Below are 25,565 nucleotides of genomic sequence, written 5' to 3'. Positions count from 1 at the left end.
ATTACCTTGTTACCTTATGTCATTGCATGTTGTATCTTATTCTCACTACTGTCATCCATAGTTATTGTTAAATTCTCTACCATTGCTTTCCTACTGTAGATGTAACCAAGGCTATTTCTGCTTAAATAATAATATAGGTACAATTTCTGAATTGTTTATAGAAAGTATCAATTCATTCGATATATAATCATCTGATCATTACCTAAATTCTGATTGATAATATTTATAGTTCCTCATAGTATCAGTCACGACTATTGGTATCTAGTCAACATCACATGGGTACCATATTTGAACATGTTAATTTTGTCGTCTGATTTTAGGAATATGAGGGACGCCTACGGCAAAAGCTATTGAAACTATTGCTACAAAATAAAAGTTAAACCCTATTGCCATTCCGATTGCACCAGAAAACCATATGCTTGCTGCGGTAGTCAAGTTCAATACTTTAGTATGACTAGAATCAACCGTATCCTTTTTATCAAAAATCTCATCCTTTAGTATTATCCCTGCTCCAAGAAACCCAATTCCTGTTACGATTTGGGCAGCAATCCTTGTTGTAGAATTTGGATCAACTAATGCAGAAAGATAAGTAAATATCATTGAACCACCAATAACAAAACAATGTGTTCCTATTCCAGAGGCTTTCCCCTTCAATTCTCTATCTGCACCAATTAATACACCGGCAATTAATGACAAGCCAATATTTATTAAAAAATCAACTTCCTGAATACCGGTTATGCTCATCGTTAAATCTTCCCCGTTTTTAAAATATCATAGTTATTTAAAAACATGTAGAAGATAAGTGATTCATCTAATAATAAAGACAGTTTCGTAGCTTTATAATTTAATTGTAGAATTTTAGATGATCATTATTAGTAGAAAATATTTTTAGGACAATAAATCATACTCGTCCGGAACCATCAGTTAACAATATTCATTCTGGAAAGTTCAAAATCAATGGTCAGATTTATATCGTTAACGGTACAAGATTAAGGTCGGCTAATTGACAAAGTACTACGTAAAGAGAAATATGCATCCAATGTTTCCTTTTAAATTGACTTTGGTTTATACTAATGAATGTTTTCAGACAACCATTCTTTTGCGTCTAATATATCTGACTTTGTAAGATTATGACCTGATTGTTGCCATTTCAAAGTTACATTTGCTCTACTTTTTTCTAGAATATCAAAGAGGCTTCGCGTCTGTCTTTCTGATACTATAGGATCAAACACTCCTGCAGATAATAGTACCTTTTTATCAGATAGATCGAGTGGAGAATCAGGTATAAAAGGAACCATTGCTCTAAACAGGATCACACCCATTAAGGTTCCTGGATAAGAAAGAAGGAGACTTGCTGCTATATTTGCACCATTAGAAAAGCCTACTGCAATTATCTTGTTTAAATCAAAACTGTAAAAGCTCGATACCTCCTTAACAAAATCAGCCAATTCTCTGGTCCTAAATTTCAAGTCCTCCAAATCAAATACACCTTCACCGAGACGCTTAAAAAATCGAGGCATTCCATTTTCCAACACTTTTCCTCTAGGACTTAATAATGATGCAGAAGGTGATATCATTTGACCAACTTGTATCAAATCTTCCTCATTTCCACCTGTACCATGAAGCAGCAATAAAGTCAAAGTTTCTGATTGATCATCTTTGGGTGCATATGCTTGATCAGAATTGTCTACAGCATGCTGCTGTGATGGGGAAGGAATAAAGCGGTATTTAAAATCAGGTTCACTCATCATCTTTCACTTTCTGAGTATTACTAGTTTGATTAGATGAAGAAGAAAATTTATCAAGTGATGGTGTACTAATTTTTGGAAGCACTTTCTCAAGATATTTGCGATCAGGTTCTAACCATTCAGGTAGTAAGAGCTTTTGTCCCAGTTCCTCCTCTTTTTGGTCTACCATAAAACCAGGCGGATCAGTTGCTATTTCAAATAGAATACCGCCAGGTTCTCTGAAATATACTGAATAAAAATATGTTCTATCAATTACAGGGGTAGCATCCAAACCGGTATTAACTATTATTTTTCGCATATCTAACTGGCTTTCATCAGTTGGAGTTCGCCATGCAATATGATGGACAGTACCCACTCCCATAGAACCTCGTTGAGTATAGGGTAGGCATACGAGATCCACAGTAGATGGAGAATTCAAAAGATCAAGTTCTCTTTTTTGCTTGTTACCATAGAAATTATCTATTATTTTTTCTTTATCTTTAATTTCAAACCGGAATCTACTTCCCTCAGTCTTAGTTTTTGAGAAACCCATGTTTTCAGTTAAGACATCGGCTGTTCGTTCATATCCTTCCAAGGAAAGAGTTGCTGAATAAAATCCTCTAGTCGCATATTCTTCTGGAATGGGGCCCCTTCTCCAAACATGATCTTTTTTAGTCTCAGCGTCCTTATGTGCAACGAGTTCTATTTCCATACCATCTGGATCACAAAGTGTAATAACTTGTTCAGTATCATCTTCGAACCTCTTGGTCGGACCGGTATAACTAACCCCTTGACTTTTTAGTCTGTTAACCCAATATTCTATGGAATTTTCAGGTATCAAAAAAGATGTAGTAATTACTTGGCCCGTTCCCCTAAAACCTCTTGGCATGCTCTGCCAAGGGAAAAATGTCAGGATTGTACCTGGTCTTCCTATATCATCTCCATAATAGAAATGATATGTTTGTGGATCATCAAAGTTAACGGTTAATTTTACAAGTCGCAAACCTAAAAAACCGGTGTAAAAGTCAATATTTTTTTGGGGGTTACCGGCTATAGCCGTGATATGGTGTATTCCAAGAATACTCTGGTGACTTTTATCCCTAGTCATAGTAGTATTTTCCAAGTATAGTATAAATATCTGCTAAATTAGGTAAAATCAAAATTAACAATCTTATTACTTGATGTTTGACTTACTACTGTATCTATAAAATCTATACATATTTCATAAGCAAAAAATATTTCCGAATTGTCTTGGCAACTAAATTTGAAGATCAGATACCTTATAACCTCTTCTTTCAGGCAATGTTTCAAAAATAGGTTTAAGTTTTTCAACTAAATCAGATAAAAGGTGATTATCTATCTGATAAAAATTAGTCATCTCTTCTTTAGTTTCCCAAAAAGTAAGGATTATGGATTCAGATGGGTCTTCTAGACTATCCATTATTATAAATCCTTTCATTTTACTTTCTTGTATTTGAAGCTTTTTGAAAAATTCTGAAATCGCCTTGGTACTATGATCTCGTTTACCTGGTTTTAATAGGATTTTATTAGATTTTACATATTGTATCATATTTTTTGTTATTCAAACTTCAAAATAATCTTGTCCTTTGTTTATCATTTTCCGGCTAATGTGACGTTGTAGAAAATGTATGTCATTATCTGAATAGATTAATACTAGGGTTCTAAAAAGTAAGAGATATCAAACGGGTAGGTGGAACCGCATTCAGGAGTTTATTTTGAATAAGTATGATTACAATAAAATTTACGGGATTATAGAATTAACAACCCAAATTGAAAGCAGTAAACAGAAAAATCTCAAATGAAGTGAGGTTTGAGTATGATATTAGAGGTACCTTTTCTACTATTGATAGGAACGTCAAACTAGTGAGAAACTTCAAATAATGTTATTACCATGGTTTGTCATGAAGAAAGATATCTTTTATTCTGCATAAGATCATTCTTCGATCTATGTTTCTAAAAAAGATCCTGCATCTATCGGGAACCTGTATTCCGCTTTGAATGAAGACGATAGATATGCCATGAGTAAGTGGGATGAAAAAAGGGTAAGAGAAAGACTTGTTTGTAAAGTTTATTGTGTTGATTGTAGTAATAATATCCGTGATGTAGGCGTTATGTTATTACGGTTTGATAAACCATCTAAAACAATGTGTCTACAATATGGCTTTGTATGGTATCCTTAATACAAATTAGAATAGATTAGAAGATTATGACTATTGCCTCTTGTATTGGAAAGTTTAGTCTTCCACGGTGTCTGTATGTTCATCAAAATATTGTACAAGTCTATTTTTAGTAAATTCGTCCAATTTCACCATACCGTCATGAAAAGAGATCAAACCAAGTTTTATTATCCAATCCATATCCTTTACGAAATGTTTAGAACTCAGCCTGCCTTCTTTTAGCCTTGTATCGTCAAATATTCTATTATATAATTCATCCATAGTCCAATGGGTCTTTTTAGGATTATAGTTCGCTTGTAACTGATTGCATATATCAAGTATTTCTTGACTCGGTTGTGAGTTGCCCTCAAGACTCATAATAAGAATCTGTATTTCTGTCCTTAAAAGGTTTTTATAATCTAATTCTTTCTTTTTAGTTCCTGATCATCATGTTAATTTTGTATAGTTTCTGTATTTAGGTAATGGAATTTCATAATTAGTTGGATATATAAGATGGATGATCTTGGCGTTTGATACTAATCTCTAGTATGGATTTTTACCACAATTCCATTCTTTATGTATTGATATGAAGTATCATTTATTAAGATATTATTTCCCGGCTGAGTTTCATATTTTCTTAAAACAAAAGTCATTTTATCAAAAAAGTCCATATTCAGGGTCTAACGAATAATTCTTAATTACAGAATTCATCTATCTTAAATATTAGATAAATGGGTCATTATACATGAAAAATTATGGAGAAAGTAGAACACGTTTAATTGTTATACAAACTTTTTTTATAATATTTATAGGATTTAGATCAACAAATATGTTTGTCAACAGCAAGTATCTCTATATTGAGACAAGAACAAACAAGATAAAGTCCTTTAAAAAAATACTACTATGAAATGAATGAGGAAAAAGTGATTAAAATTTAAACAAAATATCATTATTTTAATAACTGAAATTATAGTATGTACTTTAATTATTAGTTATTTGACATACTCCCCATTTCTACTCCCTGTTAATGCAGGTACTAACTCGGATGGAAAAATTTTTCCAAAGTATGCTACATTAATACCACAGATTGACGAAAAGAAAGTATCAGGCAATAAATCTCAATATGAAATTGCACCTGAATTTGAAAAACCTGGTGAAGGTATAGATATCATCAATATCAATGATGGTAAGCCGCTAACTATGACTAGTTTAAAAGGAAAAGTGGTACTTGTCAATTTTTGGACTTATAGTTGTATTAATGTACTAAGAACCGTTCCGCATATTATAGATTGGAATACAAAGTATGCGGATAAAGGACTGGTAATAGTTGGAGTACATACACCAGAGTTTGAATTTGAAAAAAATATTGATTATGTAAACACTTCATTACAAAAATACGGCATAAAATATCCAGTAATACAAGACAATGACCATAAAATTTGGAATGCCTATGAGAATAATTATTGGCCCAGGATGTATATTGTCGATCCTCAAGGGTATATAGTGTATAACAAAATAGGCGAGGGAGAGTACAATCAAACAGAAAAGGTAATTCAATCACTCTTAGCTGAAAGAAATGGTAACAAAGAAATAGAAAATATCGATCTAAATACAACCTTCCCCTATGAGAACAAATCTCAATTTAATTCTACCAATAATATTAATAATTTTCTTAAACAGCCTGTTGAATTTTCAAAAATTAAAACACCAGAATTGTATTTTGGAAATCAAGGGTCAAATTCAGCAATAGGAAATTCCGAAGGAGTTCATGCTGGACAAACGGTGACCTATACAATACCATCATTGAATGGATCAATCAAACCTAATACAATATATCTCGAAGGAAAATGGAAAATCAATCATGATAATGTTGAATTACAAAGTGACTCAGGCCGCATTGGTTTACTCTATTCTGCAAAGTCTGTAAACTTGGTAGCAGGAGGCAAAGGTCAAGGAATAGTTAATGAGGATTATTCCTTGTTATCAAATTATTCCAGAGGTGTAGATACAGAAAGTGATTCTCAATTCGCGATTGATTACCCTAGGTTGTACAACATAGTAAATCATCAATCATATGATGATGACTTTCATTCATTAATAATAGATGTTAAAGGAAAAGGATTTCAAGCTTATGTATTTAATTTTGGATAAGAAATATGCTCAATGATGGTAAAGTATTGATTATTCAAAAGACATATGATAATTTCTCATGGTTCTATCATAACCTTAAGTACAACAACTTTCTTATCGTCTTAAACTCAAAATGGCCATTGTAAATAAGCAGGTTTCAATTTTTCCATTATTATTATCGAATTTTATTGGAACTATGGGTTTTAGCATAGTTTTGCCTTTTTTGGTATTTTTAGTTATAGATTTTGGAGGCAATTCTCTTGTGTATGGGATATTGGCGGCAATTTATCCTGCGTTTCAACTCATTGGAGCTCCACTATTAGGAAGATGGTCTGATACTATCGGAAGAAAAAAGGTCTTACTGATAAGTAATGGCGGTACATTCGTAGGTTGGGTAGTTTTTCTTATTGCACTTTTTGTACCTGTCTGGAATATTTACAGTGTTAATTCGATCATTCTCGGAACTTTTGTTATTACACTTCCTCTAATAATATTATTTTTAGCAAGGGCATTAGATGGAATAACGGGCGGCAATATTTCTGTTGCAAATGCTTATCTTGCAGACATATCAACAGATAAAAGTAGAAGTAAAAATTTTGGCAAGATGGCAATATCATCTAATTTGGGTTTTATTGTTGGACCGGCGTTGGCGGGCATTTTAGGCTCTACTATTTATGAAGAGATACTACCAGTGTTGGCGGCAGTCTTTATTTCTTTAATCTCATTAATTGTAATAGCCTTTATGCTAAAGGAATCGAAAGTAACGACGACAGCGATGACAACCACCGCCTCATTGGTCGAAATTTCAGAAAAAGAATCAATTAGAAAAGTCTTTTCTTGTGAACCAAAGGAGTGCTACAAGATTCCAAATCCTAAAAATCTATCATTCTTAGACGTCTTCAGATTAAAAGATATATCCTTTTTGTTAGTATTGTATTTTTTTATCTTTCTTGGATTTAACATCTATTACACCTCCTTTCCAATACATGCAGTATCAGGTCTAAAATGGACGGTAACAGAAATGGGTATATTTTATTCTGTGTTGAGTGGCGTAATGATTCTAGTACAAGGTCCGGTACTTAGAAAAGCTCTACAAAAATTCTCTGAGGAAAAACTAGTTGTAATTGGGAGTTTCATTTTAGGTGTAAATTTTGCACTGTTCATGTTTAATAGCACCGTATTAGTTTATGTGGCGTTAGTTCTGTTTGCACTCGGTAATGGTCTTATGTGGCCATCTTTTATGTCTTTACTTTCAAAGCGTGCTGGAACTGTCCACCAGGGAGTAATTCAAGGTGTCGGAAGCAGCATGGGAAGTCTGGCCAGTATTATAGGGCTAATCTTGGGTGGATTATTATATAATTTAATTGGTCCAACTACTTTTCTTATTTCTGCTGCAGTAATATTCATGGTTTTTGTCATGTCATTTAAACTATTGAAAGTGAAGGAGCTAGTTGGATAGTTTCTGCCATGGATAGGACCAATGACCAATATTACATCACCAATCATCAATCCTTGAATGATTTTGTAACAATATCTAATATTTCAGATTAAGCGGTCTCTTCAGCAAGAACTGTTTTTTTAATTATTTAATTTAATCTTGAAACTTTTATTCATAGTCATTTTTTCCCTGTTCTTATTTATTCTGGTTTAGAGAAGACCTGATTGCTACATAAGATATTATGAAACCCATGAAGTTTTATCAAAGGCATGATTGGAATTCACGGTTATAGGTACTGCTTGAGCTATCTGCAAGAGGACTAATATCCTATGAACGAGATTATTTACATCAAACCTCTTGGCATAGAATGCTGCCCCTGTCCAAGCCCAACATACGATTATAAACAGTAATACATATTCAACAAAGCCTTGTATGGATAAATCACGCCTTAGACTTTGACCTAATTGAGCAATTGCAGCAGCATATACCAAATCATAAAATAGTTCTAACCAGCTAACATGTCGTTCCTCTTCCTCCTTTTCTTTTTCTCGGTTCATTTCTAATTTTAATTGATTAGTATATTACTATTTGACATAACGATATGATATTCGACCCACCTTTTGTGAAAAATGTTACACATATAGGAAGAATAAGAAAATAATTCTCTATCCTAGTGCTTGCTTAACTTATTTTCATTCCTGAAGTACTTTATGGATAAATGAGATCGCAACTGATCCTTCTCCCACCGCCGATGCAACTCGCTTGATACTACCAGCACGCACATCACCCACAGCAAAAATTCCAGGTAAACTGGTTTCAAATGAGTATGGCTGACGGGCAATGGGCCAATCTATAGTCCTCAGATATTCTGGTGTCAGATCAGTACCGGTCTTGATAAAGCCTTTAGAGTCAAGAGCAATACAGCCATCAAGCCATGAAGTGTTTGGAGCAGCGCCTGCCATAACAAATACATTACTAATTTGATGCTTCTCTATCTCCTTAGTTATACTGTTTTGCCACTGTACAGATTCGAGGTGAATATCACCCTCGAGTGTTATGATCTCCGTGTACGTATGTAATGCAATCTTGGAATTATCTTCGATCCGGCGGATAAGGTAGCGCGACATGCTTTCTGCCAAGCCGGCAGATCTAATGAGAACGTGTACACATTTTGCCGACTCAGCCAAGAAGACGGCAGCCTGGCCGGCCGAGTTTCCTCCGCCAACAACAATTACTTCTTCCCCTTTACATAACTGTGATTCCAAAAAGGTTGCTCCATAATAAACGCCCATACCTTCAAAACGTTGCAGGTTTTTTAATTGCAGCTTTCTATACTCAGCCCCCGTTGCAATTATGACTGTACGTGTCGGTATTTTGGATCCATCCTCATTTTCAACTATGTAGGGTTTGCCATCACAGGAGAGTCGTAACCCTTTGGTGATGAGTATCTCCGCACCAAACTTTTGCGCTTGGGTGTAGGCCCTACCTGCAAGATCCTGACCTGATATACCAGTTGGAAATCCCAAGTAATTTTCGATTCTTGAACTGGAACCAGCCTGTCCGCCCGGGGAGCTAGTTTCCATCACCAAAACATCTAGTCCTTCAGACGCCCCATATACTGCCGCAGCTAACCCAGAGGGACCGGCACCAATGATAACGAGATCTCTCACTGTGGTTTGGTTAATTATTTCATTAAAGCCCAAGCAATTAGCGATTTGCTGGTTATTGGGATTTCGGAGCACAAACTTACCTTGGCAGATCAGGACAGGTATGTCGTTGGCTAAAATATGGAAATTATCCAATAGTTGTTGTACCTCTGAATCGCTTTCAAGGTCTATGTAGTTGTATGGATGTCCGTTACGCATGAGAAACTCTTTGATCTGAAACGTGCGTGCTGAATTGGATGAACCAATGAGCACAACGTCTCCAACTCCAGCCGCCACCAATTCCACTCGGCGGAGAATGAAAGCCCGCATCAAGATATCGCTTATCTCAGCGTCGCTTTGGAGCAAAGCCATCATGTTTTGACGATCCATTTCAATTACGTTACCTGATTTTGTTACACGTGCACGAAAGAGAGCCCGACGTCCAGAGAGCATGTTGATCTCTCCTGTAAACTGACCTGGGCCATGTACGGTAATAAGGGTCTCAATGTCGCCAGAAGGACGAAGAATCTCTATTTCGCCCGATATTACTACAAAGAAAGGAACGTTACTATATCCCTGCTCGACTAGGACTTCTCCGAGTTTTACTGCACGTTTGTGACCATGCTCTTTCATTCGACTAATCTGTTCATCGGTTAATTTAGGAAATATTCGCTCCATATGAGATTTAGTTAACGGAAGTCCCCCAGGATTATCGCTCATAGAGCCATTTCCATCCACCATATTATTTGACTCTTCAATGAGTAAGTCAAGAATCTAAGGATAATAATAAAAGGAAATGACTTGACATTTTTGGATGACGAGATAGCATAAAATAGAATAGTTATTTTCAATTTTCTTATCATCTATAGACAAATAACAGTTATTATTTATCATTATCGATTTAATTTATTAATTGTCCATAATTTTTATTGATATTTTAAATAATAACAAGATACGTTATAAATTATTATGAAATACGACCACTTTTTTTTGAAATTTCAATCTTTTTGCAGTAGGACATACTTTATCAAAAATGATAGGAGATCGTTATGATTCTTTCACAATAACACGCACGAGTTATTGCATTTGAAACCATAATAATAATTTCGTTGTCTATCGAATACTATGGAGCATTTAGATATTTAATATAGTTACTCAATAATGTGTTTTTAGCGCTAATCTATCCTTATTACCCCTTTATTCATTAATTCACTAATCCAGAGCTATGGATTACAAATAAAAGTAGTTATTTTATACGACTTAACATTTAATAAATGAATGATCATTTGTGCAGACAAATTATATAAATTGAAAATAGTAATCAGTTCAAATGAGTTACTTTCAAACACCTCTAATTTAATTTCTTTGAATTAACATGATTACTATAATTCTTTATGATTAAAAACGATTAGTGGTTTTCACATTTCCATTATCTTCGTTACTAAACTAATAAATGTATTGGTGGGGTCAATACAATAAGGTTCTTTTAAATTGATTTCATACTTTCTAGCTCTTTGGAACATTCATCACATACAGGTTCTTGAATCATTGAATTATCATAGTGGAATCCTTTGCGCAAATTAAGCTTTTTCCATAACAAAGACACCAAGTAGTAGTCCACTATTATGGGTGTGGAAACTAATCTATTCTATAAGTTTGAAATATATGCTCTATTGTCAAAATATACAACTACCTTATATTAGAACTGGACATAACCATACATACAAGATATTTGATTTCGTATGAAAAGTAAAGGCTACAATCATGTCATAGGTGTACTAGTAAAGCAGGGATGTTAATACCAATATCCCAATCAACTTGATGATGATTTACGGTATTATGATACACAAAAGCATGAGAAAGTTACGCCAGGTGGACTTCCAATTGATGCCTTTATCTTTGATAGAAATAACTAGTTTATTTCGGTCCAACAATTCACAAATATTCAATACTTAATGTTGGTAGCTATCCATGTACCTTCTTTAAAATTACTGAATAGATAATTTATTGTGAATCTTTTTCTTGAAATATTTATTGATTGCAATTCCACTACACATCTATTCCTAATTGAATGAAATCTTTTGTTGTGAATAACGCATCTATAATTAATCATATCCGGGCGATTCCATATTATTTAATATTTTGTCATACGAATCATTTACCCAATTGGTAACTAAGAGATACAAGGATAATACCTAATAACGTGTTAATCATTGATAATCGAATCTTAATCAAATAATTTTTCACAATTCATAAACATATTAGGAAATTACCCGCTATAATGAAATAAACTAATAATTCTCTTAATAGTAAATCTTGTAAATTGGTTTGATAACGACGAGGCTCACGGATAATGTGCATTCTATAAAAGAGAGCAATGCCGCCCGATCCTTGCTAATCATCCTTATCCAATCAAGCAGCATCTTGCGAATCAGAAAATGTTATTGCCCTACCTGCAATAAAGTTGTCCTCGAATTTAATGGCATTGTAGGAAATAACGTCGCCGGACAAGAGTAAAACTAGTACTACGTACCATTTTTGTTTTCTAGTTTCATTTCTAAACTATATTCCTTGTTTGGTCATTTGTTAATGATTTTGACTGAGGAGCAATGTATATAAGAAATAATTAAGATAGAGATTAGTCGATTCCACATAAGGTAATTATGGGATTTAAATAATAGGATACTTTTTTAGTATGTTATCGATAATGTTTTCATGCCTGTCAATGGAGATGAGGATATTAACAAAGTCTTATTAATACTCAGACATGCAAAATCCAGTTGGAAGGATAAAAAGGTGGATGATCACGACAGACCACTTAATAATAGAGGCAGACGAGAAGCCATCAAAATGGGAGAACATCTAAAAAAAATGAACATATTTCCGGATACCATCATAACCTCCTCAGCGCTTAGGGCTATTGAAACTACTAAATACCTGTGTAGGCATTCTGGCTATAAAAATCTCATTGAAGTCAATTTTTCATTACACCGAGGTGGTATTGACGCTTACATAAGCGCACTATCTACAGTACCAAATGACAAACAAAAATTAATGGTCATTGGACACAACCCCGATCTAGAAGAATTGGCAGGTATGCTGATCAACAGAAAAATAAGGATACCAACCTGCACTTTCGTTCAATTGAAATTAAGTATTGAAAATTGGAAATCTATCGATCTGCATTGTAATTTTAAATCTGAACTTGTAGATATTTGGAGACCTAAAAAAATTGAATAATAATTCAATCATACTGGGTTCTTGCCAACTTGTCGAAACTGAAAATAAAATATAGAAATTGCGTGAATTTTTAGTCTTGTTTATATATTGCTTTTAAGGGTAAACGAATGATTATTGCTAAATGTATCATCCTATCTTTTTGACAATTGGTATATTTAGGTAGTCTACATATCAACTTTGAAATGAGAGGTAAGTCTCTTAGTTATGTATATAATACTTAAAATAGTATAGTAATAGTGTAGTATTATATGTTGGAATATTACTACATCCATTTTGATGTTAATACATATGCTGATAACTGTACTCAAAACATCAAAAGGGTTTATACTAAATTAGACAAGTATTTGGAAAATCCAACGGAAGATAACATTCACCATATGCGAACATCACTACGAAGACTCGAAGCGACCTACCAGTCAAGTCCTAAACAAATTCGGAAGAAAAAGAAAATCAAAGAGTTTGCCAGTGTGGGTAAAAGACTGTTCAAAATTAATAGTAATATACGAGATATCGATATAATTCTCGAAAAGTTGGCTAAGGAAGGCAAGATGCCTGAACAACAATTAGAGTATTATGAAAACCCCTTAGGTACTGAACAGAGAAAATCAACTTGAAGAAGCCAGAACAATTGCTTTAGATTTAAAAGATATAGTTGTCCCAAGTTTATACGACAAAAATAAAACTGAAAAGAATTTTGAAGAGATTTCAATAAAAAGATTAGCAAAAATATCTCGAAAATTAAAGAAGAATATAGAAGCGAGGATCCCAATCGTAATCGGCGATGATAGTAGAATTATGGAGCTACATGAACTAAGAAAAGATTCAAAGAAATTGCGCTATTTAATCGAACTTGTGACAAATAAAGAGGAGAGTGATGCTAGTAAAAAGAATATAAATGATGACACAAATGTATTAATTCGCAATAATAATCACAAGATCCTCGAACATCTTGAAAAAATTCAAGGAATGCTTGGCGATATCCACGACTATGATATTGCCTTGGATTATTTGAGGCAACATCAAGCATCCAACAATCCACTAATTACAAGTACAATAGCGAATGTTACAAAGGTACGAAAGACAAAATTTAATGATTTCATTAATTACGGTAAATCTACAAGAACATTGGTTGTGAATGGTGGCTTATAATAGTCTAACATAAACAATCAAGCAAAAATATGAACCTGGCAAGAAGAAATGGAAAGGCAAGAATGCCTAACTCTTCTTATGATATTATATAAAATGTATATATCATCTTTCTATAATTAATCTATACTTAAGAGTGAGTGGTGAATCTCATTGTAGACATGATAGACAAGAATCAAATACGATCCTTTGCGAAGGAATCATTTATCTTTTATCTCATAAAGTAACAAAACATTTTATCGAAATTATTAATAGTAGGATCAGTGTGCAAGAAAAAGATAGATTTAGATGTGGATATATTTTAGGATTTAAACAATAACTTACAGATGCACTTTCGTTTACTGACTGTTATGGTACGACCAAAAACTATGATTAATGAAGATCAAATCCATTCCACAAACTGGATACAATTGCATTTTGGGTGATCACATAAAAGACTATTATTTTGTTTTCCCACGTTATATCGATGATTAAATCTTTGATGAAAGCAACCCATACATAATTTTCCTTCCTCTGAGTATAAATTTGTGCTCTTGTTCACCATGAACAAGCTATCTCGATGAAGGATTTAACGATTGTCCTAATAGTTACCATGTACTTTATAGAGATATACTTACACCAGAGTATGTAATAACTATCGTAGCAAAATAGAAATCAAAATCTTTGTAAATTAAAGTATAAAAGTTGATTTGATACGAAAAAATCATTATGAAAAATTTCATCGCTATAAAGAGAAAACGGAAAATCTATATTCATTCTAGAATTTCAAGGATTATGATTGATTTCGTTGATTGGTACGCATTCATAATAAAGAAGGGGGTAATAAAATATCAATTTCAAGAATCAGCTTCGCATCTCCTCAAAATCAAATGGAATTGATAACATAAATTAACTTCATATAGATAAATCCGTCTTTTTCGTTGTACCAAGCTTATCTTATCTGAAGGCATTTCATCTATTCGATTGTTTAATAAGCATCATTGAAAACCATATCATAAATTATTAACAAGGCTGTAGATAGATTAGTTCCACGACAAAGAACAGTTACTCAAAATGTGCTCAATTCTATAATTAAACTTTGGCACCATTATTCTTATTTTGATTAAGAAATTCACTAATTTTTGATTGAATTTGGTTATAAATATCTTCAATGTGCTTATCACCATCGATATCAATAAGTCCATATTTTTTTTGCATAATAACAAACTCTTTCTTCAACAAATATTGATATTTAATAAAGGAATCAAAAATATCTGCCGATATGCCTAGATCCGCTCCTGATTCATAATAATCTAGGGATTTATTCTTTTTAAAAACTCTATGTATCAGATTATATGGATCCACATTCAGATAGAAAATAAGATCTGGTTTGATCGCAAAACTATGTAATTGATGTAACCAATTTTTATTTATTCCTCTAACCGAGCTTCTCGCTATAAGTGTGTAGATATATCTATCAGAAATTACGACAAAACCAGCTTTAAGCGCAGGAATTATTTTATTTTCCAATTGATCGGCGAAATCGGCTGCATAATAAAGTGCCATAGTTCTTCTACCGACCTGATAGTTTCGTTTTGCTTCAATTATTCCCTTTGATATGAGATCAGATCTTTTTAATCCGGTATTAACCACTGCATGTCCATCAGCCTCTAATTTCTCGGTTATTTTTTGAATTTGAGTATTTCTTCCCGAGGCATCGGGCCCCTCGATTACTATGAACGATCCATGTATTTCAATGTCTTTGAGATATTTTATTCCAGAATGGTTAATAAATTTAATTTTATTACTGTCTTCGCTATCATTAGACGAATATGTTTTCTTTATTAATGTTCTTGAGTCCATTTTCTATTCCCTAGTAACCCTTTCCAATATTATTCAAGTATATGACCTTGAATCTGATTTTTCAATTTCAATGTCCTCAAGACGTGTCTTCTTACATTATTTTGTTGTTTTTCTATATCAAGTGTCCCGTCAATTACTATAAAATGTTCGTCGTCAACCATCGATTCATATTCATCAACAATCCTTCCCTGAAAGATCCTATAGCTTTCATATTCATCTTTACTCAATCCGAGATCCATCCCAGCTTCATAGTGTTTCAACTTTGGTCTTCCAGAAATAATTCTATTTACCGCAGTTTCGATTGGTACCCTGAAATAGAAAGTTAGATCAGGTTTTCGAGCATAACTGTACATATTCCTCACCCAAGATTTGTCACACCCTCTTACTGTATCCCTAGCTAAGGCGGTGTAGATATACCTATCTGCAAGAACGATATACCCAGCTCTTAACAATGGATAAATATTTTTTTCATATCGGTCAGCAAAATCGGTTGAATGTAAAAGTGAAAAAGTCATTGGTGTCAATCTTGCTTTTTTTTTCCCTTTGGAGGTAATTTCTCTCACGGTCTCCGAAGAATTCCATTCTGTAAAAAAAACATCGTATCCTTTAGAGTTTAACCATCTATCTACCAAATGAATTTGCGTAGATTTGCCTGACCCGTCAATTCCTTCAACTACAATAAGGACTCCCGAATCGTCGTTCTTAACTTTATTAGGATTATTATTTCCAATTACTTGCACTACAATCACCACGAATGCACAATTTCATAAAATCGATAAACATTTTAATACTCATAAAGTTTTACTTCTCAACTTATCATAATTTTGGATGTATTTATTGTGTTTGATAATATTATATATAGAACATATTTTGCAAAGTTTTTCTAAGTGAATCATATATAGTTACTGTTATTCTATTGAAAATTAGAACGTGCAAAAGAAAGTAATTTAGAATTTAGAAAAACAAGACGTCCTGAATTACGATCGCAATCTGAGTACGTATCTCAAAAGGAAATAATACCTGCTTTGAATTTCTCGTAATAATCAAATCACTATCTTTTGATCAAAAAAAGTTAAGATAACCATCTTCAGTTCTATTCAGATATATGGACAAAGAAAGAGCAGATAAAGATTTTTTTTCTAGTATTAATAACCACAAATATGATAGACATAGGTATCTAGGCAGTATTCATAAACGGATGCGGGCATTAGAATTTAACTAGACTAATGTTCTTAACTTTGTTCACAGCATAACTATATAGAACATCTAAAACATGTTAACAAATAATAAAAGACATTCAATAGTAGTATTTTTAGAATGAAAATCATTGTCATTCCTAATTTGTTGTTTCAATATGTCAGATTAGAAGAGCTCGAAGATTCATCAGAGGAAAAGGAAAGTCATGGAAGACATAAAATAGACTGCATTAAATGTGGTTTTAAGATGTGTGAATACATTGTTGGAAATCTCAAATGTTTTAGATGTGGTTCAGAACTAGATTAACAGCACTGGTTTTCTTATTAATAAAATATAATTTGATTCGTTTTACAGTTTCTCCTAATAAGCCTGCTATAAAACATCATTAAGCGGCCAAAACTAACCTCACTCTCAAATCAGACGGAATTCAACCCCCAGATTTTCATAGAAAAAATTGAGACTATGATATAAATTCTGTTCTAACTAAAAGAGATCTTGGAAAAATAGAATCTCATTTCATTAATACTAACATCGAATATCATAGTTGATCCAAGATTCATAGGGAACTTGAAAAATTGTCAAAAAAATAAATTAATCAATAACGCGTTATCAAATTGGCCTCTTCTTTAAGTCTTAAAGAATGATGTCTTGATTTTCTCTTCCTTAATAATGAATTACAACAATAACATCTACGGGCATCAGAATAATATCTTATTCCACACATGGAACATTTTGAATTAGCGCTATTATCTTTATAAGAGCCTTTTATAGGTTTTTCTTTCGCGCATTTACCTTTACAGGGCATAAGATGTAATGTTTCTCAACATTGATATCCTTTTCTTTTTATATTTCCTATTTATTAGTCATGAGAAAGGTTGATGAAGAGATAACAACTACATTCTGATAATTCAAATTCTGAATGAAAAGTTGATTCTTTATATAATTATGATTTTGAAACATAGAGAAATGATTTCTAATTAAATTGACTAAAAGTGTGGTGCCCTAGTTTATCATGGTTGTTGTTTACCAAATCACATTCTAGTAGCGAGTTTTAATAAACGTGATTTACATCGATTATTATGAGGTTTTATCCTAAGAACATGGTCACAACAAGACACCTCATTCCACCTCAATCCAAAAATAAATTACACTCTATACATCTTTTATGTCCCTCTGAATAATATCCTTTAGAATATTCATCTTTGTAGGCCTTGTAAAGATGACAAACATCTTTGCAAAACTTTCTCAATCCTTAGAAGTTCCAATAAACATTGTTGAAATTAAGGTTAGAATTAAGCATTTTTTGGCTGGGTATCTACTTTTGTTTCATTAACGGGTGTGGTTTTAGTCTCCGAAAAGTGCTTACACATATCGATAAACTGTCTTTGCTTCTCTTGTAAATCATCATTTATTTTATCAACCGCCTTCATCAAATAATGTTCCGACCCTGCTTGTCTAAGTAAACTTGTAGCATAGTTAATATTATTAATGTCTTGAAGTATTCGGTGTATCTTGTTACAATTCTTTATGACGACGTTATTGGTATCCTGATATCCTCCACCTCTTATATCAGATTGTTGTGGGAGATGAGTTAAAGTGTCCAGAGTTAATTTTAATTTCTCGCATCTTTTTTGTAGTTTGAATATATTTTTTGAAATATTATTATTTTTAGGCACGATAATATTATCCGTATCAAACTTCATGACTCTCTTTCCAATTCCTTTTGTTAGTTTATCTACATTAGAAGACAACTTTTTTGTTCTTTTATGTAAAGATTTGTCATCAAACGGTATATCTATTATGGATAGATTAACAGATTCGATTTTTTGAATTATATTATTTGATTTTGATAACAGATTTTGTTTTCTTACTTTAAGTGTATTTTCAAAATACTTTATATAATTTTGGTCCCCCCCTGATCCCTTTTTATTTAAAATCTCCTTGTCGACTAAATCATATGCTCTCAGCTCTCTTTCAATTTTTGATAATGATTTAGAGATCTTCCTCATTGTTTTAAGGCTTTTTTGATTTCTAATCTTCTTAGGAAAAACCAACTGGTTATATTCCAATTTTTTTATATCGTGGTTTAAATCGAAAAAATCTTTCTCAGTATTGGTTTTTGAATATGAATTACTTTTACTCTTTATGTCTGCAAAATTTTCTTGAAAATTTTCCATGTAAGGCTGAATAAGTTGTAAGGACGATGTAGTTGATTTGCTTGTCATCTTTTTAAGTAATAATACTTATATTTATACATTATAGTTGATATAGATCTATATAGTTCCTTTATCATATTTATATAAACACAACGAAAAGTCTTGAAAATATGGATTTAGCATTGATAATTCAAAGTAACAACAGGGTGAGATGTCAGAGTGGTAGACATCATCATTAAAAACTACTCCCATTCTGTATAAAATAAAATAGGACTACAAGGGATTGGAGTCACTCTTGTTTTTGATTTAAATCGAATAATATTTTTATTTAAAGTTTTATGACTTATTTCGTCAACAATTCAGATTTTCATTATTTTTCATTTTTAAGAATCTAGATGAATTGATCACATGGTAAATGATTCTATTAACCAATAGATGAACTGATAGCCGATAGCTAATAAGGTCGATCTATATACATTCGTTATAAAACACAAATAATAAAAATTAGAAACAAAGGTATAATCCGCTACTAAAGAATTGTATAACAAATAGGATCAACCAAATACAGAAAGAGAGTAGTAGATTGGGTTTACGCCAGTAGCGGGTCAAAGAAAGAAATGACTAGAGGCCTTAGTATAACAGGAGAAAATAACGATACTAATCCTTCTAAGAAACTAGATGTATATAAGTAAATTGAAATGAAATCCATTACCATCTTCTAGTCTACGGACATTATATTGAAACATGATAATAATGCCAGAAGTAAATAGTAATCAGACGAGAAAAAAAATGAAAAAAATGACTGACGGATTAAATCTAAAGATATCCGAAATCCTGAATGAAAGTTATATGGATATTCATGGACATGAAATAACATTTGAGAAAACAGGAAAATTTGAATACACATCCGTATATAACATTAATTGTAATAGAAAATATGTTATTGATTTGTCACCAGCCATAGTATCAGTGAAGGAACTGATTATTCCAAGAGAAGATGTAGTATACAGTGATAATTATTACTCTCGTATCAACCAAAAACCCAAAACACAAATTTGTAATTAGTATGTGAGAATAAATAGGGAATATGACAACAGGTATTATTCTTTGATGATATCTAATAATAAATACGTATAATCATAAAAACTTTAGATCATGTAAAATTGTTGATTTATTAACTAACTTTGTACTTTTATAAAGTAAAGTATAGTAAAGTAGAGGAATTAACCGTAAATATACTCAATCGCAATAGGTCCATTGAAATTATTCTTTTTTAATCTTTGTAATAATGTTTCAAGATCAATGTCATTATCCAGATGTTCTTTATCTTTTATTGCAATAAATTGATTCTTATAATTTCTCTTAAAAACTTCATAATTTGAATAAATCCATTTGTAATTATCTTTTAATTCTCTTAATTTTTCAAGTTCAAAGTCCATGAGCATTTGTGGATTCATGTTCATACATAGTTTCCATTTCTTATAGTTATGTTGTATATAGTCTATATCTATATCAATATTTTACATATCTGATCTATTGACATATAGATCAAAGAATTCCCACCTCTTCTTTGGATAGTTAACTTTTAGTCAATGTTTCAATTATTTTCTAGTGCAAACATCCGCATGGATCCTGAGAACGCTTCTTGTAAATTTAGTTCATGTGTAATATTGCAATATGCTACCAGGATGAATTGAGTACCTGTACTAAAATCACAAAGTTAATTTGGAAGAATATGGTTAGTTTCATTTTCAAATCATATGTTTTTGAAATAATCATTGTAAAATTCGATAAAAACCAAAATAATTAAGATATTTATTATGAGGGTGGATTATACACTAGTATGACAAATGGTAGTAATAATAAAAAAAATGTAGATACTAGTAAAATCAAAAAGGAAAATAAGGATGCAGTTGATTCTACAAAAAACAATAAAAAAAATGTAGATACTAGTAAAATCAAAAAGGAAAATAAGGATGCAGTTGATTCTACAAAAAAGGATAGTATAAGCCTATCAAGTTCTATTTTAACAGAATCAGACAATAAAGAAAAAGAACAGCTCTCATATTACGAAAAAGAAGTTCTAAAGGAATTAAAAGGTATTAAAAAAGCATCCAAGAACATCCTCAAAAGTATAAAGAAATTCAGTAGTTAATTAGATTTAAAGATGACGAGGTATCTACGGGCTCTGTTAACTTAACGATAAATCTATAGCTTAAAGATGGTCTATTTCCAGTATGTCCAGTACAAGAAATAAAACATCTTCATCATATATTGGTCGTGCATTGTATTTGTACTTTCTAGGTTTGTCGACAAGAAACGTTGCTAAAGCCATGTTTTGTTTCCGCAAGGTCAAGAGAAGTCATGTTGCAATCTGGAAGTGGATTCAAAAGTATCATCCTAAAAAGATATTATCAAAGAGAAAAAGGATTTCAGAATTTATCATCGACGAGACATTGCTTAAAGTTGGATTTGAATTCATCTGGTTATGGGTAGCAATCGAACCAGAAAATAGGCAAATTCTCGCACTCTTTCTTAGCTAATAAATCCAAGGAAAGAAACATGTTTGTTGCTGAGAGGCTCATCTCAGATGTAATAAAGAATCATGGAAAACATCCAGTTTCCACAGATGGTGGCACATGGTATCCACAAGCATGTGGGTTCCTAAAACTAAAACACCGCATCCATTCTTCGTTTGAGAAAAGTCTAATTGAAAGAACTATGCAGTATATCAAAGATCGAACTGAAAGTTTTGATGATTACTTTCCATGCAAAATAAAGAATTGCAAACTAAATCATGTACGGAACTGGTTGAATCTGTTTGTCAATTACCATAACGAGGAGAAGATTCATCCTTAAGTTAACAGAGCGTATCTACTCATCATCTTCTAAAACTACAAATAAATGAGTTACTTTAAATTTGATTTATTAGAACAAGTCAACCTAACGTTAAAAATACTACATTTTAAACGCCCTACTCAACATTATTAATTCTGGTCCAGTTGTTAGATTACCCACAATCAAAGATCGAGTGTTCCAAACAATCCCCGATGATAAATATGGAATACCGCCATTGATGGTTAAAGGCTCTACCTCTACCTTTAAAACTGATGAAATAGTTTCAACCTCTTTCTCTGTGGCCTTTGGATGTACCGCAGCACCATCATTTGTTGATACAATCATCGAACCAGTTTGATTGAAATCAGCAACAGACATGGTGTGAGATTCTATTCCTAAAACATCACATATTTGTTTGTCAAATTCATTCTTAAATAATGGAGACACAATTGCTCCTTTATCATTAGTGGATATTAGATTGCCTATAGCTGTCAATTTTGATTCTAGTTTGGACACATTCAATCCGGTTACTTGTTTTAGATGTAGTACCTCATCCTCTGACGCTGTTGAAGGCAGTAGCATCCCATTATTATTTAGGACCACCATAGGACCAATTATTCTATTTCCTGCTATAGAAACAAAAATTGGATCCACTTCTAAAATATCCGTTATTTTCTTTAACTTCGTCTCAGCATAACCATGTGGAAGTAATACTATTTTATCGTTAGATTTTGCAAATATACCTACATTAGGACTTTTATACAAGTCATACCTAAAAATACCCAAATAATTTAGAACATAGGTAGGTTATCATATGAACCTATTGATTAAAATTTAATATAATAATAAATAGAAATGTAAAAAATACTATTTATAATATGGTAATAGAATTTAGCATGTCTATTAGGAAGGTCAACACTATAATTTTCGCATTACCATGTGTATTACTCTTGTTTTTGTTTAGTTGGTTCGGCCACAATAGCCTAATAGAAACCACACAGGATCTCTCATTGTTTTCGGTGAATAAAGCATTAGCCCAAGAAATTTTCTGGTCAAATTATACAACTGATGATAACACACTAAGCATAGCATATCCGACAAATTGGAAGATTGTTGAAGATAAAAAGAATAACGAAAATCAGACCAATGACATAATAGTATTTCTATCACCGAAAGAAAGCCCCAAAGATCCCTTTCAAGAAAACATTGTCGTGAATATTATGATTCCAAAAAATAACTTTACAATCAACGAAAGCATCAATACACAAGATATAGTTCAGAAACTTGTAGACCAGAATCAGGGATTTAGATTTGACAATATATCCACTATACATATTGATAGCATAAACAAAACAGCTGATAGCATAACATACAGCTTTGAAAATGCAGGTTTTTTGTTTAAAACTAAACAGATTTTTTTGACTATTAACAATAATATTTATATTTTTTCCCTTCTAGCTGAGCAAAAGGAATTCGACAAATACGCATCGATTTTTGACAAGATGCTTATGAGCATTCATTTGTCAATCTAAAAAAAAAGGGGGTGTTTTGCTAGTTTGTAATCTTGTCTAAACCGGTATAAATTTGGGTATCAAGAATATTTGTAAAACTAGCAGTCAAAACATCAGTCATTTTAGAAGTACTGGGGTTAGACCAAACAAAAGAGGTAGGATATTGATTTGAATCAGAATGGGTATCAAGATTTTGTGCAGAAATAGGATGTAAAGATACAGAATTTTCATCAATATTTGCAGCCATACTAGTCTGTGAAATCGTCAAACTACTAACAACAATAATTGTCGACAGTATGATTAAAAGAGTCAATTTTGATGTAATTATTTTCATATCTTAAAAAATAGTAGTTATATATCTTATAAGAAACTCTTCAATCGTTACAGTAATAAATTTAATTAGATTTACCCTTTGTAAAATCAACTATTTTTTTTTCTATAGTATTTTATCTGAATGTTTTTATATCATACTTTCGGATTCTACAGAAACTTTATTTTTATTCTCATATTGCTTGATATGATTTTTCAGTTCTAGAGTTTTAGAAATTTCATCTAATCCATTTACCAAATAATTTTTTAATGTAGGGTCAATATCAAAATCAAAGACTTGAGAATTTATCTTAATTTGTTGTTGTATCAAATCTATTTCAAAGTTGTCGTTTATTTTGGAGGAAAAGAAATCTTCGATTGTATTCTTGTCCATTTTGATGACCAAAACACCATTTTTAGAACAATTATTGTAAAAAATATCTGCAAAAGATACCCCAAGGATTACTTTGAAGCCATAATCCTTAAGTGCCCATACCGCATGTTCTCTTGAGCTTCCTATACCAAAATTTTCACGCGTTAATAGAATCTGTCTTCCACTATATAGAGGAGAGTTCAATACAAAATCCTTTAATGGTAAACCTTGTTTATCATAACGCCAATTAAAAAATAAATATTCACCGTATCCAGTTTTACCCAAAAGTTTTAAGAATTGTTTTGGAATAATTTGATCTGTATCAATATTCGCAATATCAAGCGGAACTACCTTACTTGTCAGATTCTTAAAAGGTTCCATAAATACACCTATAATTTTTATCTGTAATAAATCAAACTTAAACCCATTCTCTAACATCAACAAACTTTCCGGCTATTGCAGCGGCCGCAGCCATCAAAGGACTAACAAGGTGAGTACGTCCCCCTGTACCTTGGCGTCCTTCGAAATTTCTATTGGAAGTGCTAGCACACCTTTCACCTGCTTGAAGTATATCAGGATTCATTCCTAAGCACATACTGCAGCCAGGCTCTCTCCATTCAAAACCAGCATTCATAAAAATTTTATCCAATCCCAATTTTTCGGCAGCAATTTTTACCTGTTGTGATCCCGGAACGACCATTGCTTTAACAGTAGAAGATACTTTTTTCCCTTTCACTGCATTAGAAGCTTCGATTAAATCTTCTAATCTTGCATTTGTGCAAGAACCGATAAAAACTCGATCCACTGAAATATCAGTAATTGGTAAACCGGGTTTCAAATTCATGTATTCGAGGGCCTTAATAGCAGATTTTTTTTCATCATCATTTCCGTTAGAATATTCATCAGGAGAGGGAATTGCAGAGTCCACATCGATAGTCATAGCTGGATTAATACCCCAAGTAACTTGAGGAGCAAGATTATCGATATCAATAGAGAAAGTCTTATCGTATTGCGCTCCGTTATCAGATCGGAGATTCTTCCAATTGTCTATTTGTTGATCAAATAATTCATTTTTGGGAGAATAGACTTTTCCCCTTAAATATTTAAAAGTAATTTCATCTGGAGCAACTAGACCCGCTCGAGCACCTGCTTCGATAGACATATTACAAATAGTCATGCGTTTTTCCATTGTGAGGGATGAAATGTAGTTTCCCTTGTATTCAATCACTGATCCTGAACCACCAGATGTACCTATTTTTCTAATAATGTTTAATATAACATCTTTAGACGATATAGCCTGGTTTTGCTTTAAACCGCCATTCAAAACTATTTCAAAATTTTTTGACTTTTTCATCCATAGACATTGAGTAGCCAATACATGTTCTACTTCACTGGTACCTATACCAAAAGCCAGGGATCCGAATGCCCCATGAGTGGAGGTATGGCTATCGCCACAAACAATCGTACTACCGGGAAGTGTCAATCCCAATTCTGGACCGATTACATGAACTATCCCTTGATACTTATCATGAATATCAAAAAGTCTTATTCCGAATTCTTTACAATTATTTTTTAATGCTTGTATTTGTAACGATGAGATTTGATCCACAATGGGCAAGGATCTGTTAGTAGTGGGAACGTTATGATCTACAGTAGCAAATGTAAGATCGGGTCTTCTAACATTTCTCTCATTAATCCTAAGGCCATCAAAAGCTTGAGGCGAAGTTACTTCATGCACATAATGCCTATCAATGTATAAAAGGGACAAATTACTACTTTCATCAGAATATACTAGGTGATTATCCCAAATCTTGTCGTATAGAGTTTGTGCCAAC

The 25,565-nt window shown here is 32.5% G+C and carries 26 protein-coding genes; 11 read left to right on the top strand and 15 right to left on the bottom strand.

All coding sequences use genetic code 11. From position 1 onward, the window contains the following. Positions 1-297 precede the first annotated feature (297 nt). From AAGU22_RS16320 to AAGU22_RS16300, 5 genes are all read right to left on the bottom strand, one after another. Positions 298-744 (bottom strand): MgtC/SapB family protein, encoded by a 447-nt coding sequence (locus AAGU22_RS16320; RefSeq protein WP_458720145.1) that lies wholly within the window; start codon positions 742-744, stop codon positions 298-300. A 326-nt stretch (positions 745-1,070) separates the two neighbouring features. Beyond that, positions 1,071-1,748 (bottom strand): alpha/beta hydrolase, encoded by a 678-nt coding sequence (locus tag AAGU22_RS16315; protein ID WP_458720144.1) that lies wholly within the window; start codon positions 1,746-1,748, stop codon positions 1,071-1,073. Then, positions 1,741-2,835 carry a ring-cleaving dioxygenase gene (locus AAGU22_RS16310; protein ID WP_458720143.1) on the bottom strand — a complete coding sequence of 365 codons (1,095 nt, stop codon included), beginning with the start codon at positions 2,833-2,835 and terminating at the stop codon, positions 1,741-1,743. Before AAGU22_RS16310 ends, AAGU22_RS16315 begins: the two co-directional genes overlap by 8 nt. 150 nt (positions 2,836-2,985) lie before the next feature. Beyond that, on the bottom strand, positions 2,986-3,297 hold the full coding sequence (locus AAGU22_RS16305) for an antibiotic biosynthesis monooxygenase family protein (RefSeq protein WP_458720142.1): 312 nt from the start codon (positions 3,295-3,297) through the stop codon (positions 2,986-2,988). Between the two features lie 685 nt (positions 3,298-3,982). Further along, positions 3,983-4,282: a hypothetical protein gene (locus AAGU22_RS16300; RefSeq protein ID WP_458720141.1), complete on the bottom strand. Its 300-nt coding sequence runs from the start codon at positions 4,280-4,282 to the stop codon at positions 3,983-3,985. 618 nt (positions 4,283-4,900) lie between these two features. On the opposite strand from AAGU22_RS16300, the gene AAGU22_RS16295 reads away from it, so the two are divergent. Together AAGU22_RS16295 and AAGU22_RS16290 are read left to right on the top strand one after the other, a co-directional pair. Then, positions 4,901-6,055 carry a thioredoxin-like domain-containing protein gene (locus AAGU22_RS16295; RefSeq protein ID WP_458720140.1) on the top strand — a complete coding sequence of 385 codons (1,155 nt, stop codon included), beginning with the start codon at positions 4,901-4,903 and terminating at the stop codon, positions 6,053-6,055. A gap of 112 nt (positions 6,056-6,167) precedes the next feature. Then, positions 6,168-7,493, top strand: a complete 1,326-nt coding sequence (locus AAGU22_RS16290; protein ID WP_458720139.1) for an MFS transporter — start codon at positions 6,168-6,170, stop codon at positions 7,491-7,493. Between the two features lie 218 nt (positions 7,494-7,711). On the opposite strand, the gene AAGU22_RS16285 is transcribed toward AAGU22_RS16290, so the two are convergent. Both AAGU22_RS16285 and AAGU22_RS16280 read right to left on the bottom strand, forming a co-directional pair. Next, positions 7,712-8,029 (bottom strand): low temperature requirement protein A, encoded by a 318-nt coding sequence (locus AAGU22_RS16285; protein ID WP_458720138.1) that lies wholly within the window; start codon positions 8,027-8,029, stop codon positions 7,712-7,714. A 135-nt stretch (positions 8,030-8,164) separates the two neighbouring features. Next, a complete protein-coding gene (locus AAGU22_RS16280) occupies positions 8,165-9,838 on the bottom strand; it encodes an FAD-dependent oxidoreductase (RefSeq protein WP_458720137.1) in 1,674 nt (557 codons plus the stop codon). A 1,995-nt stretch (positions 9,839-11,833) separates the two neighbouring features. Between AAGU22_RS16280 and AAGU22_RS16275 the strand changes: the two genes are divergently transcribed. The 3 genes from AAGU22_RS16275 (at position 11,834) to AAGU22_RS16265 (ending at position 13,507) form a co-directional block, all read left to right on the top strand. Continuing rightward, the gene (locus AAGU22_RS16275) at positions 11,834-12,358 is read left to right on the top strand and encodes a SixA phosphatase family protein (protein WP_458720136.1); all 525 of its coding nucleotides are present in this window, start codon (positions 11,834-11,836) and stop codon (positions 12,356-12,358) included. Positions 12,359-12,606: 248 nt separating this feature from the next. Next, complete coding sequence (locus AAGU22_RS16270) at positions 12,607-12,972, top strand: hypothetical protein (RefSeq protein WP_458720135.1); 366 nt, start codon at positions 12,607-12,609, stop codon at positions 12,970-12,972. Beyond that, a complete protein-coding gene (locus tag AAGU22_RS16265) occupies positions 12,950-13,507 on the top strand; it encodes a CHAD domain-containing protein (RefSeq protein WP_458721810.1) in 558 nt (185 codons plus the stop codon). The genes AAGU22_RS16270 and AAGU22_RS16265 overlap by 23 nt, the downstream gene beginning before the upstream one ends. A gap of 1,068 nt (positions 13,508-14,575) precedes the next feature. Here AAGU22_RS16265 and tmk (AAGU22_RS16260) read toward each other — a convergent pair. Continuing rightward, positions 14,576-15,346 carry a dTMP kinase gene (gene tmk, locus AAGU22_RS16260; protein ID WP_458720134.1) on the bottom strand — a complete coding sequence of 257 codons (771 nt, stop codon included), beginning with the start codon at positions 15,344-15,346 and terminating at the stop codon, positions 14,576-14,578. Between the two features lie 29 nt (positions 15,347-15,375). Next, positions 15,376-16,086 carry a dTMP kinase gene (gene tmk, locus AAGU22_RS16255; RefSeq protein ID WP_458720133.1) on the bottom strand — a complete coding sequence of 237 codons (711 nt, stop codon included), beginning with the start codon at positions 16,084-16,086 and terminating at the stop codon, positions 15,376-15,378. Positions 16,087-16,663: 577 nt separating this feature from the next. On the opposite strand from tmk (AAGU22_RS16255), the gene AAGU22_RS16250 reads away from it, so the two are divergent. Beyond that, a complete protein-coding gene (locus tag AAGU22_RS16250; RefSeq protein ID WP_458720132.1) occupies positions 16,664-16,849 on the top strand; it encodes a hypothetical protein in 186 nt (61 codons plus the stop codon). A 986-nt stretch (positions 16,850-17,835) separates the two neighbouring features. Here the strand turns inward: AAGU22_RS16250 and AAGU22_RS16245 are convergent. Continuing rightward, on the bottom strand, positions 17,836-18,768 hold the full coding sequence (locus tag AAGU22_RS16245) for a hypothetical protein (protein ID WP_458720131.1): 933 nt from the start codon (positions 18,766-18,768) through the stop codon (positions 17,836-17,838). A 675-nt stretch (positions 18,769-19,443) separates the two neighbouring features. Here AAGU22_RS16245 and AAGU22_RS16240 point away from each other — a divergent pair. Beyond that, a complete protein-coding gene (locus AAGU22_RS16240) occupies positions 19,444-19,764 on the top strand; it encodes a hypothetical protein (RefSeq protein ID WP_458720130.1) in 321 nt (106 codons plus the stop codon). A gap of 158 nt (positions 19,765-19,922) precedes the next feature. Here the strand turns inward: AAGU22_RS16240 and AAGU22_RS16235 are convergent, their stop codons facing one another. Further along, positions 19,923-20,162 carry a hypothetical protein gene (locus AAGU22_RS16235; protein ID WP_458720129.1) on the bottom strand — a complete coding sequence of 80 codons (240 nt, stop codon included), beginning with the start codon at positions 20,160-20,162 and terminating at the stop codon, positions 19,923-19,925. A 380-nt stretch (positions 20,163-20,542) separates the two neighbouring features. On the opposite strand from AAGU22_RS16235, the gene AAGU22_RS16230 reads away from it, so the two are divergent. From AAGU22_RS16230 to AAGU22_RS16220, 3 genes are all read left to right on the top strand, one after another. After that, positions 20,543-20,854 carry a hypothetical protein gene (locus AAGU22_RS16230; protein WP_458720128.1) on the top strand — a complete coding sequence of 104 codons (312 nt, stop codon included), beginning with the start codon at positions 20,543-20,545 and terminating at the stop codon, positions 20,852-20,854. Positions 20,855-20,936: 82 nt separating this feature from the next. Next, positions 20,937-21,242, top strand: coding sequence for a hypothetical protein (locus AAGU22_RS16225; protein ID WP_458720072.1), 306 nt, complete (start codon positions 20,937-20,939; stop codon positions 21,240-21,242). A gap of 19 nt (positions 21,243-21,261) precedes the next feature. Next, positions 21,262-21,558 (top strand): hypothetical protein, encoded by a 297-nt coding sequence (locus AAGU22_RS16220; RefSeq protein WP_458720127.1) that lies wholly within the window; start codon positions 21,262-21,264, stop codon positions 21,556-21,558. A gap of 99 nt (positions 21,559-21,657) precedes the next feature. Here AAGU22_RS16220 and AAGU22_RS16215 read toward each other — a convergent pair whose 3' ends face one another. Continuing rightward, on the bottom strand, positions 21,658-22,302 hold the full coding sequence (locus AAGU22_RS16215; RefSeq protein ID WP_458720126.1) for a translation initiation factor IF-6: 645 nt from the start codon (positions 22,300-22,302) through the stop codon (positions 21,658-21,660). A gap of 131 nt (positions 22,303-22,433) precedes the next feature. Between AAGU22_RS16215 and AAGU22_RS16210 the strand changes: the two genes are divergently transcribed. Next, complete coding sequence (locus AAGU22_RS16210; protein ID WP_458720125.1) at positions 22,434-23,069, top strand: PsbP-related protein; 636 nt, start codon at positions 22,434-22,436, stop codon at positions 23,067-23,069. A gap of 19 nt (positions 23,070-23,088) precedes the next feature. Here the strand turns inward: AAGU22_RS16210 and AAGU22_RS16205 are convergent, their stop codons facing one another. From AAGU22_RS16205 to leuC, 3 genes are all read right to left on the bottom strand, one after another. Further along, complete coding sequence (locus AAGU22_RS16205; protein ID WP_458720124.1) at positions 23,089-23,295, bottom strand: hypothetical protein; 207 nt, start codon at positions 23,293-23,295, stop codon at positions 23,089-23,091. 213 nt (positions 23,296-23,508) lie between these two features. Further along, positions 23,509-24,168 carry a 3-isopropylmalate dehydratase small subunit gene (gene leuD / locus AAGU22_RS16200; protein WP_458721809.1) on the bottom strand — a complete coding sequence of 220 codons (660 nt, stop codon included), beginning with the start codon at positions 24,166-24,168 and terminating at the stop codon, positions 23,509-23,511. Continuing rightward, entirely contained in the window at positions 24,149-25,564 is a 1,416-nt protein-coding gene (gene leuC, locus AAGU22_RS16195; protein ID WP_458720123.1) for a 3-isopropylmalate dehydratase large subunit, read from the bottom strand. The genes leuD and leuC overlap by 20 nt, the downstream gene beginning before the upstream one ends. Position 25,565 lies beyond the last annotated feature (1 nt).

This window comes from Candidatus Nitrosocosmicus sp. R (assembly GCF_054408505.1).
Note: the sequence above shows the minus strand (reverse complement) of the source record. Positions and strands in the feature narration are given on the sequence as shown.

What these genes read in the sequence shown, in the direction of transcription:
- AAGU22_RS16220 (WP_458720127.1), top strand. Translation starts at nt 21,262, where the DNA reads ATGTTTGTTGCTGAGAGGCTCATCTCAGATGTAATAAAGAATCATGGA.
- AAGU22_RS16235 (WP_458720129.1), bottom strand. Translation starts at nt 20,162, where the DNA reads ATGAACATGAATCCACAAATGCTCATGGACTTTGAACTTGAAAAATTA.
- AAGU22_RS16250 (WP_458720132.1), top strand. Translation starts at nt 16,664, where the DNA reads ATGAAAATCATTGTCATTCCTAATTTGTTGTTTCAATATGTCAGATTA.
- AAGU22_RS16230 (WP_458720128.1), top strand. Translation starts at nt 20,543, where the DNA reads ATGACAAATGGTAGTAATAATAAAAAAAATGTAGATACTAGTAAAATC.
- leuD (WP_458721809.1), bottom strand. Translation starts at nt 24,168, where the DNA reads ATGTTAGAGAATGGGTTTAAGTTTGATTTATTACAGATAAAAATTATA.
- AAGU22_RS16275 (WP_458720136.1), top strand. Translation starts at nt 11,834, where the DNA reads ATGCCTGTCAATGGAGATGAGGATATTAACAAAGTCTTATTAATACTC.
- AAGU22_RS16245 (WP_458720131.1), bottom strand. Translation starts at nt 18,768, where the DNA reads ATGACAAGCAAATCAACTACATCGTCCTTACAACTTATTCAGCCTTAC.
- AAGU22_RS16210 (WP_458720125.1), top strand. Translation starts at nt 22,434, where the DNA reads ATGTCTATTAGGAAGGTCAACACTATAATTTTCGCATTACCATGTGTA.
- AAGU22_RS16205 (WP_458720124.1), bottom strand. Translation starts at nt 23,295, where the DNA reads ATGGCTGCAAATATTGATGAAAATTCTGTATCTTTACATCCTATTTCT.
- AAGU22_RS16290 (WP_458720139.1), top strand. Translation starts at nt 6,168, where the DNA reads ATGGCCATTGTAAATAAGCAGGTTTCAATTTTTCCATTATTATTATCG.
- AAGU22_RS16280 (WP_458720137.1), bottom strand. Translation starts at nt 9,838, where the DNA reads ATGAGCGATAATCCTGGGGGACTTCCGTTAACTAAATCTCATATGGAG.
- AAGU22_RS16225 (WP_458720072.1), top strand. Translation starts at nt 20,937, where the DNA reads ATGTCCAGTACAAGAAATAAAACATCTTCATCATATATTGGTCGTGCA.
- AAGU22_RS16310 (WP_458720143.1), bottom strand. Translation starts at nt 2,835, where the DNA reads ATGACTAGGGATAAAAGTCACCAGAGTATTCTTGGAATACACCATATC.
- tmk (WP_458720134.1), bottom strand. Translation starts at nt 15,346, where the DNA reads ATGGACTCAAGAACATTAATAAAGAAAACATATTCGTCTAATGATAGC.
- AAGU22_RS16300 (WP_458720141.1), bottom strand. Translation starts at nt 4,282, where the DNA reads ATGAGTCTTGAGGGCAACTCACAACCGAGTCAAGAAATACTTGATATA.
- AAGU22_RS16240 (WP_458720130.1), top strand. Translation starts at nt 19,444, where the DNA reads ATGATAATAATGCCAGAAGTAAATAGTAATCAGACGAGAAAAAAAATG.
- AAGU22_RS16305 (WP_458720142.1), bottom strand. Translation starts at nt 3,297, where the DNA reads ATGATACAATATGTAAAATCTAATAAAATCCTATTAAAACCAGGTAAA.
- AAGU22_RS16285 (WP_458720138.1), bottom strand. Translation starts at nt 8,029, where the DNA reads ATGAACCGAGAAAAAGAAAAGGAGGAAGAGGAACGACATGTTAGCTGG.
- AAGU22_RS16320 (WP_458720145.1), bottom strand. Translation starts at nt 744, where the DNA reads ATGAGCATAACCGGTATTCAGGAAGTTGATTTTTTAATAAATATTGGC.
- AAGU22_RS16270 (WP_458720135.1), top strand. Translation starts at nt 12,607, where the DNA reads ATGTTGGAATATTACTACATCCATTTTGATGTTAATACATATGCTGAT.
- AAGU22_RS16315 (WP_458720144.1), bottom strand. Translation starts at nt 1,748, where the DNA reads ATGAGTGAACCTGATTTTAAATACCGCTTTATTCCTTCCCCATCACAG.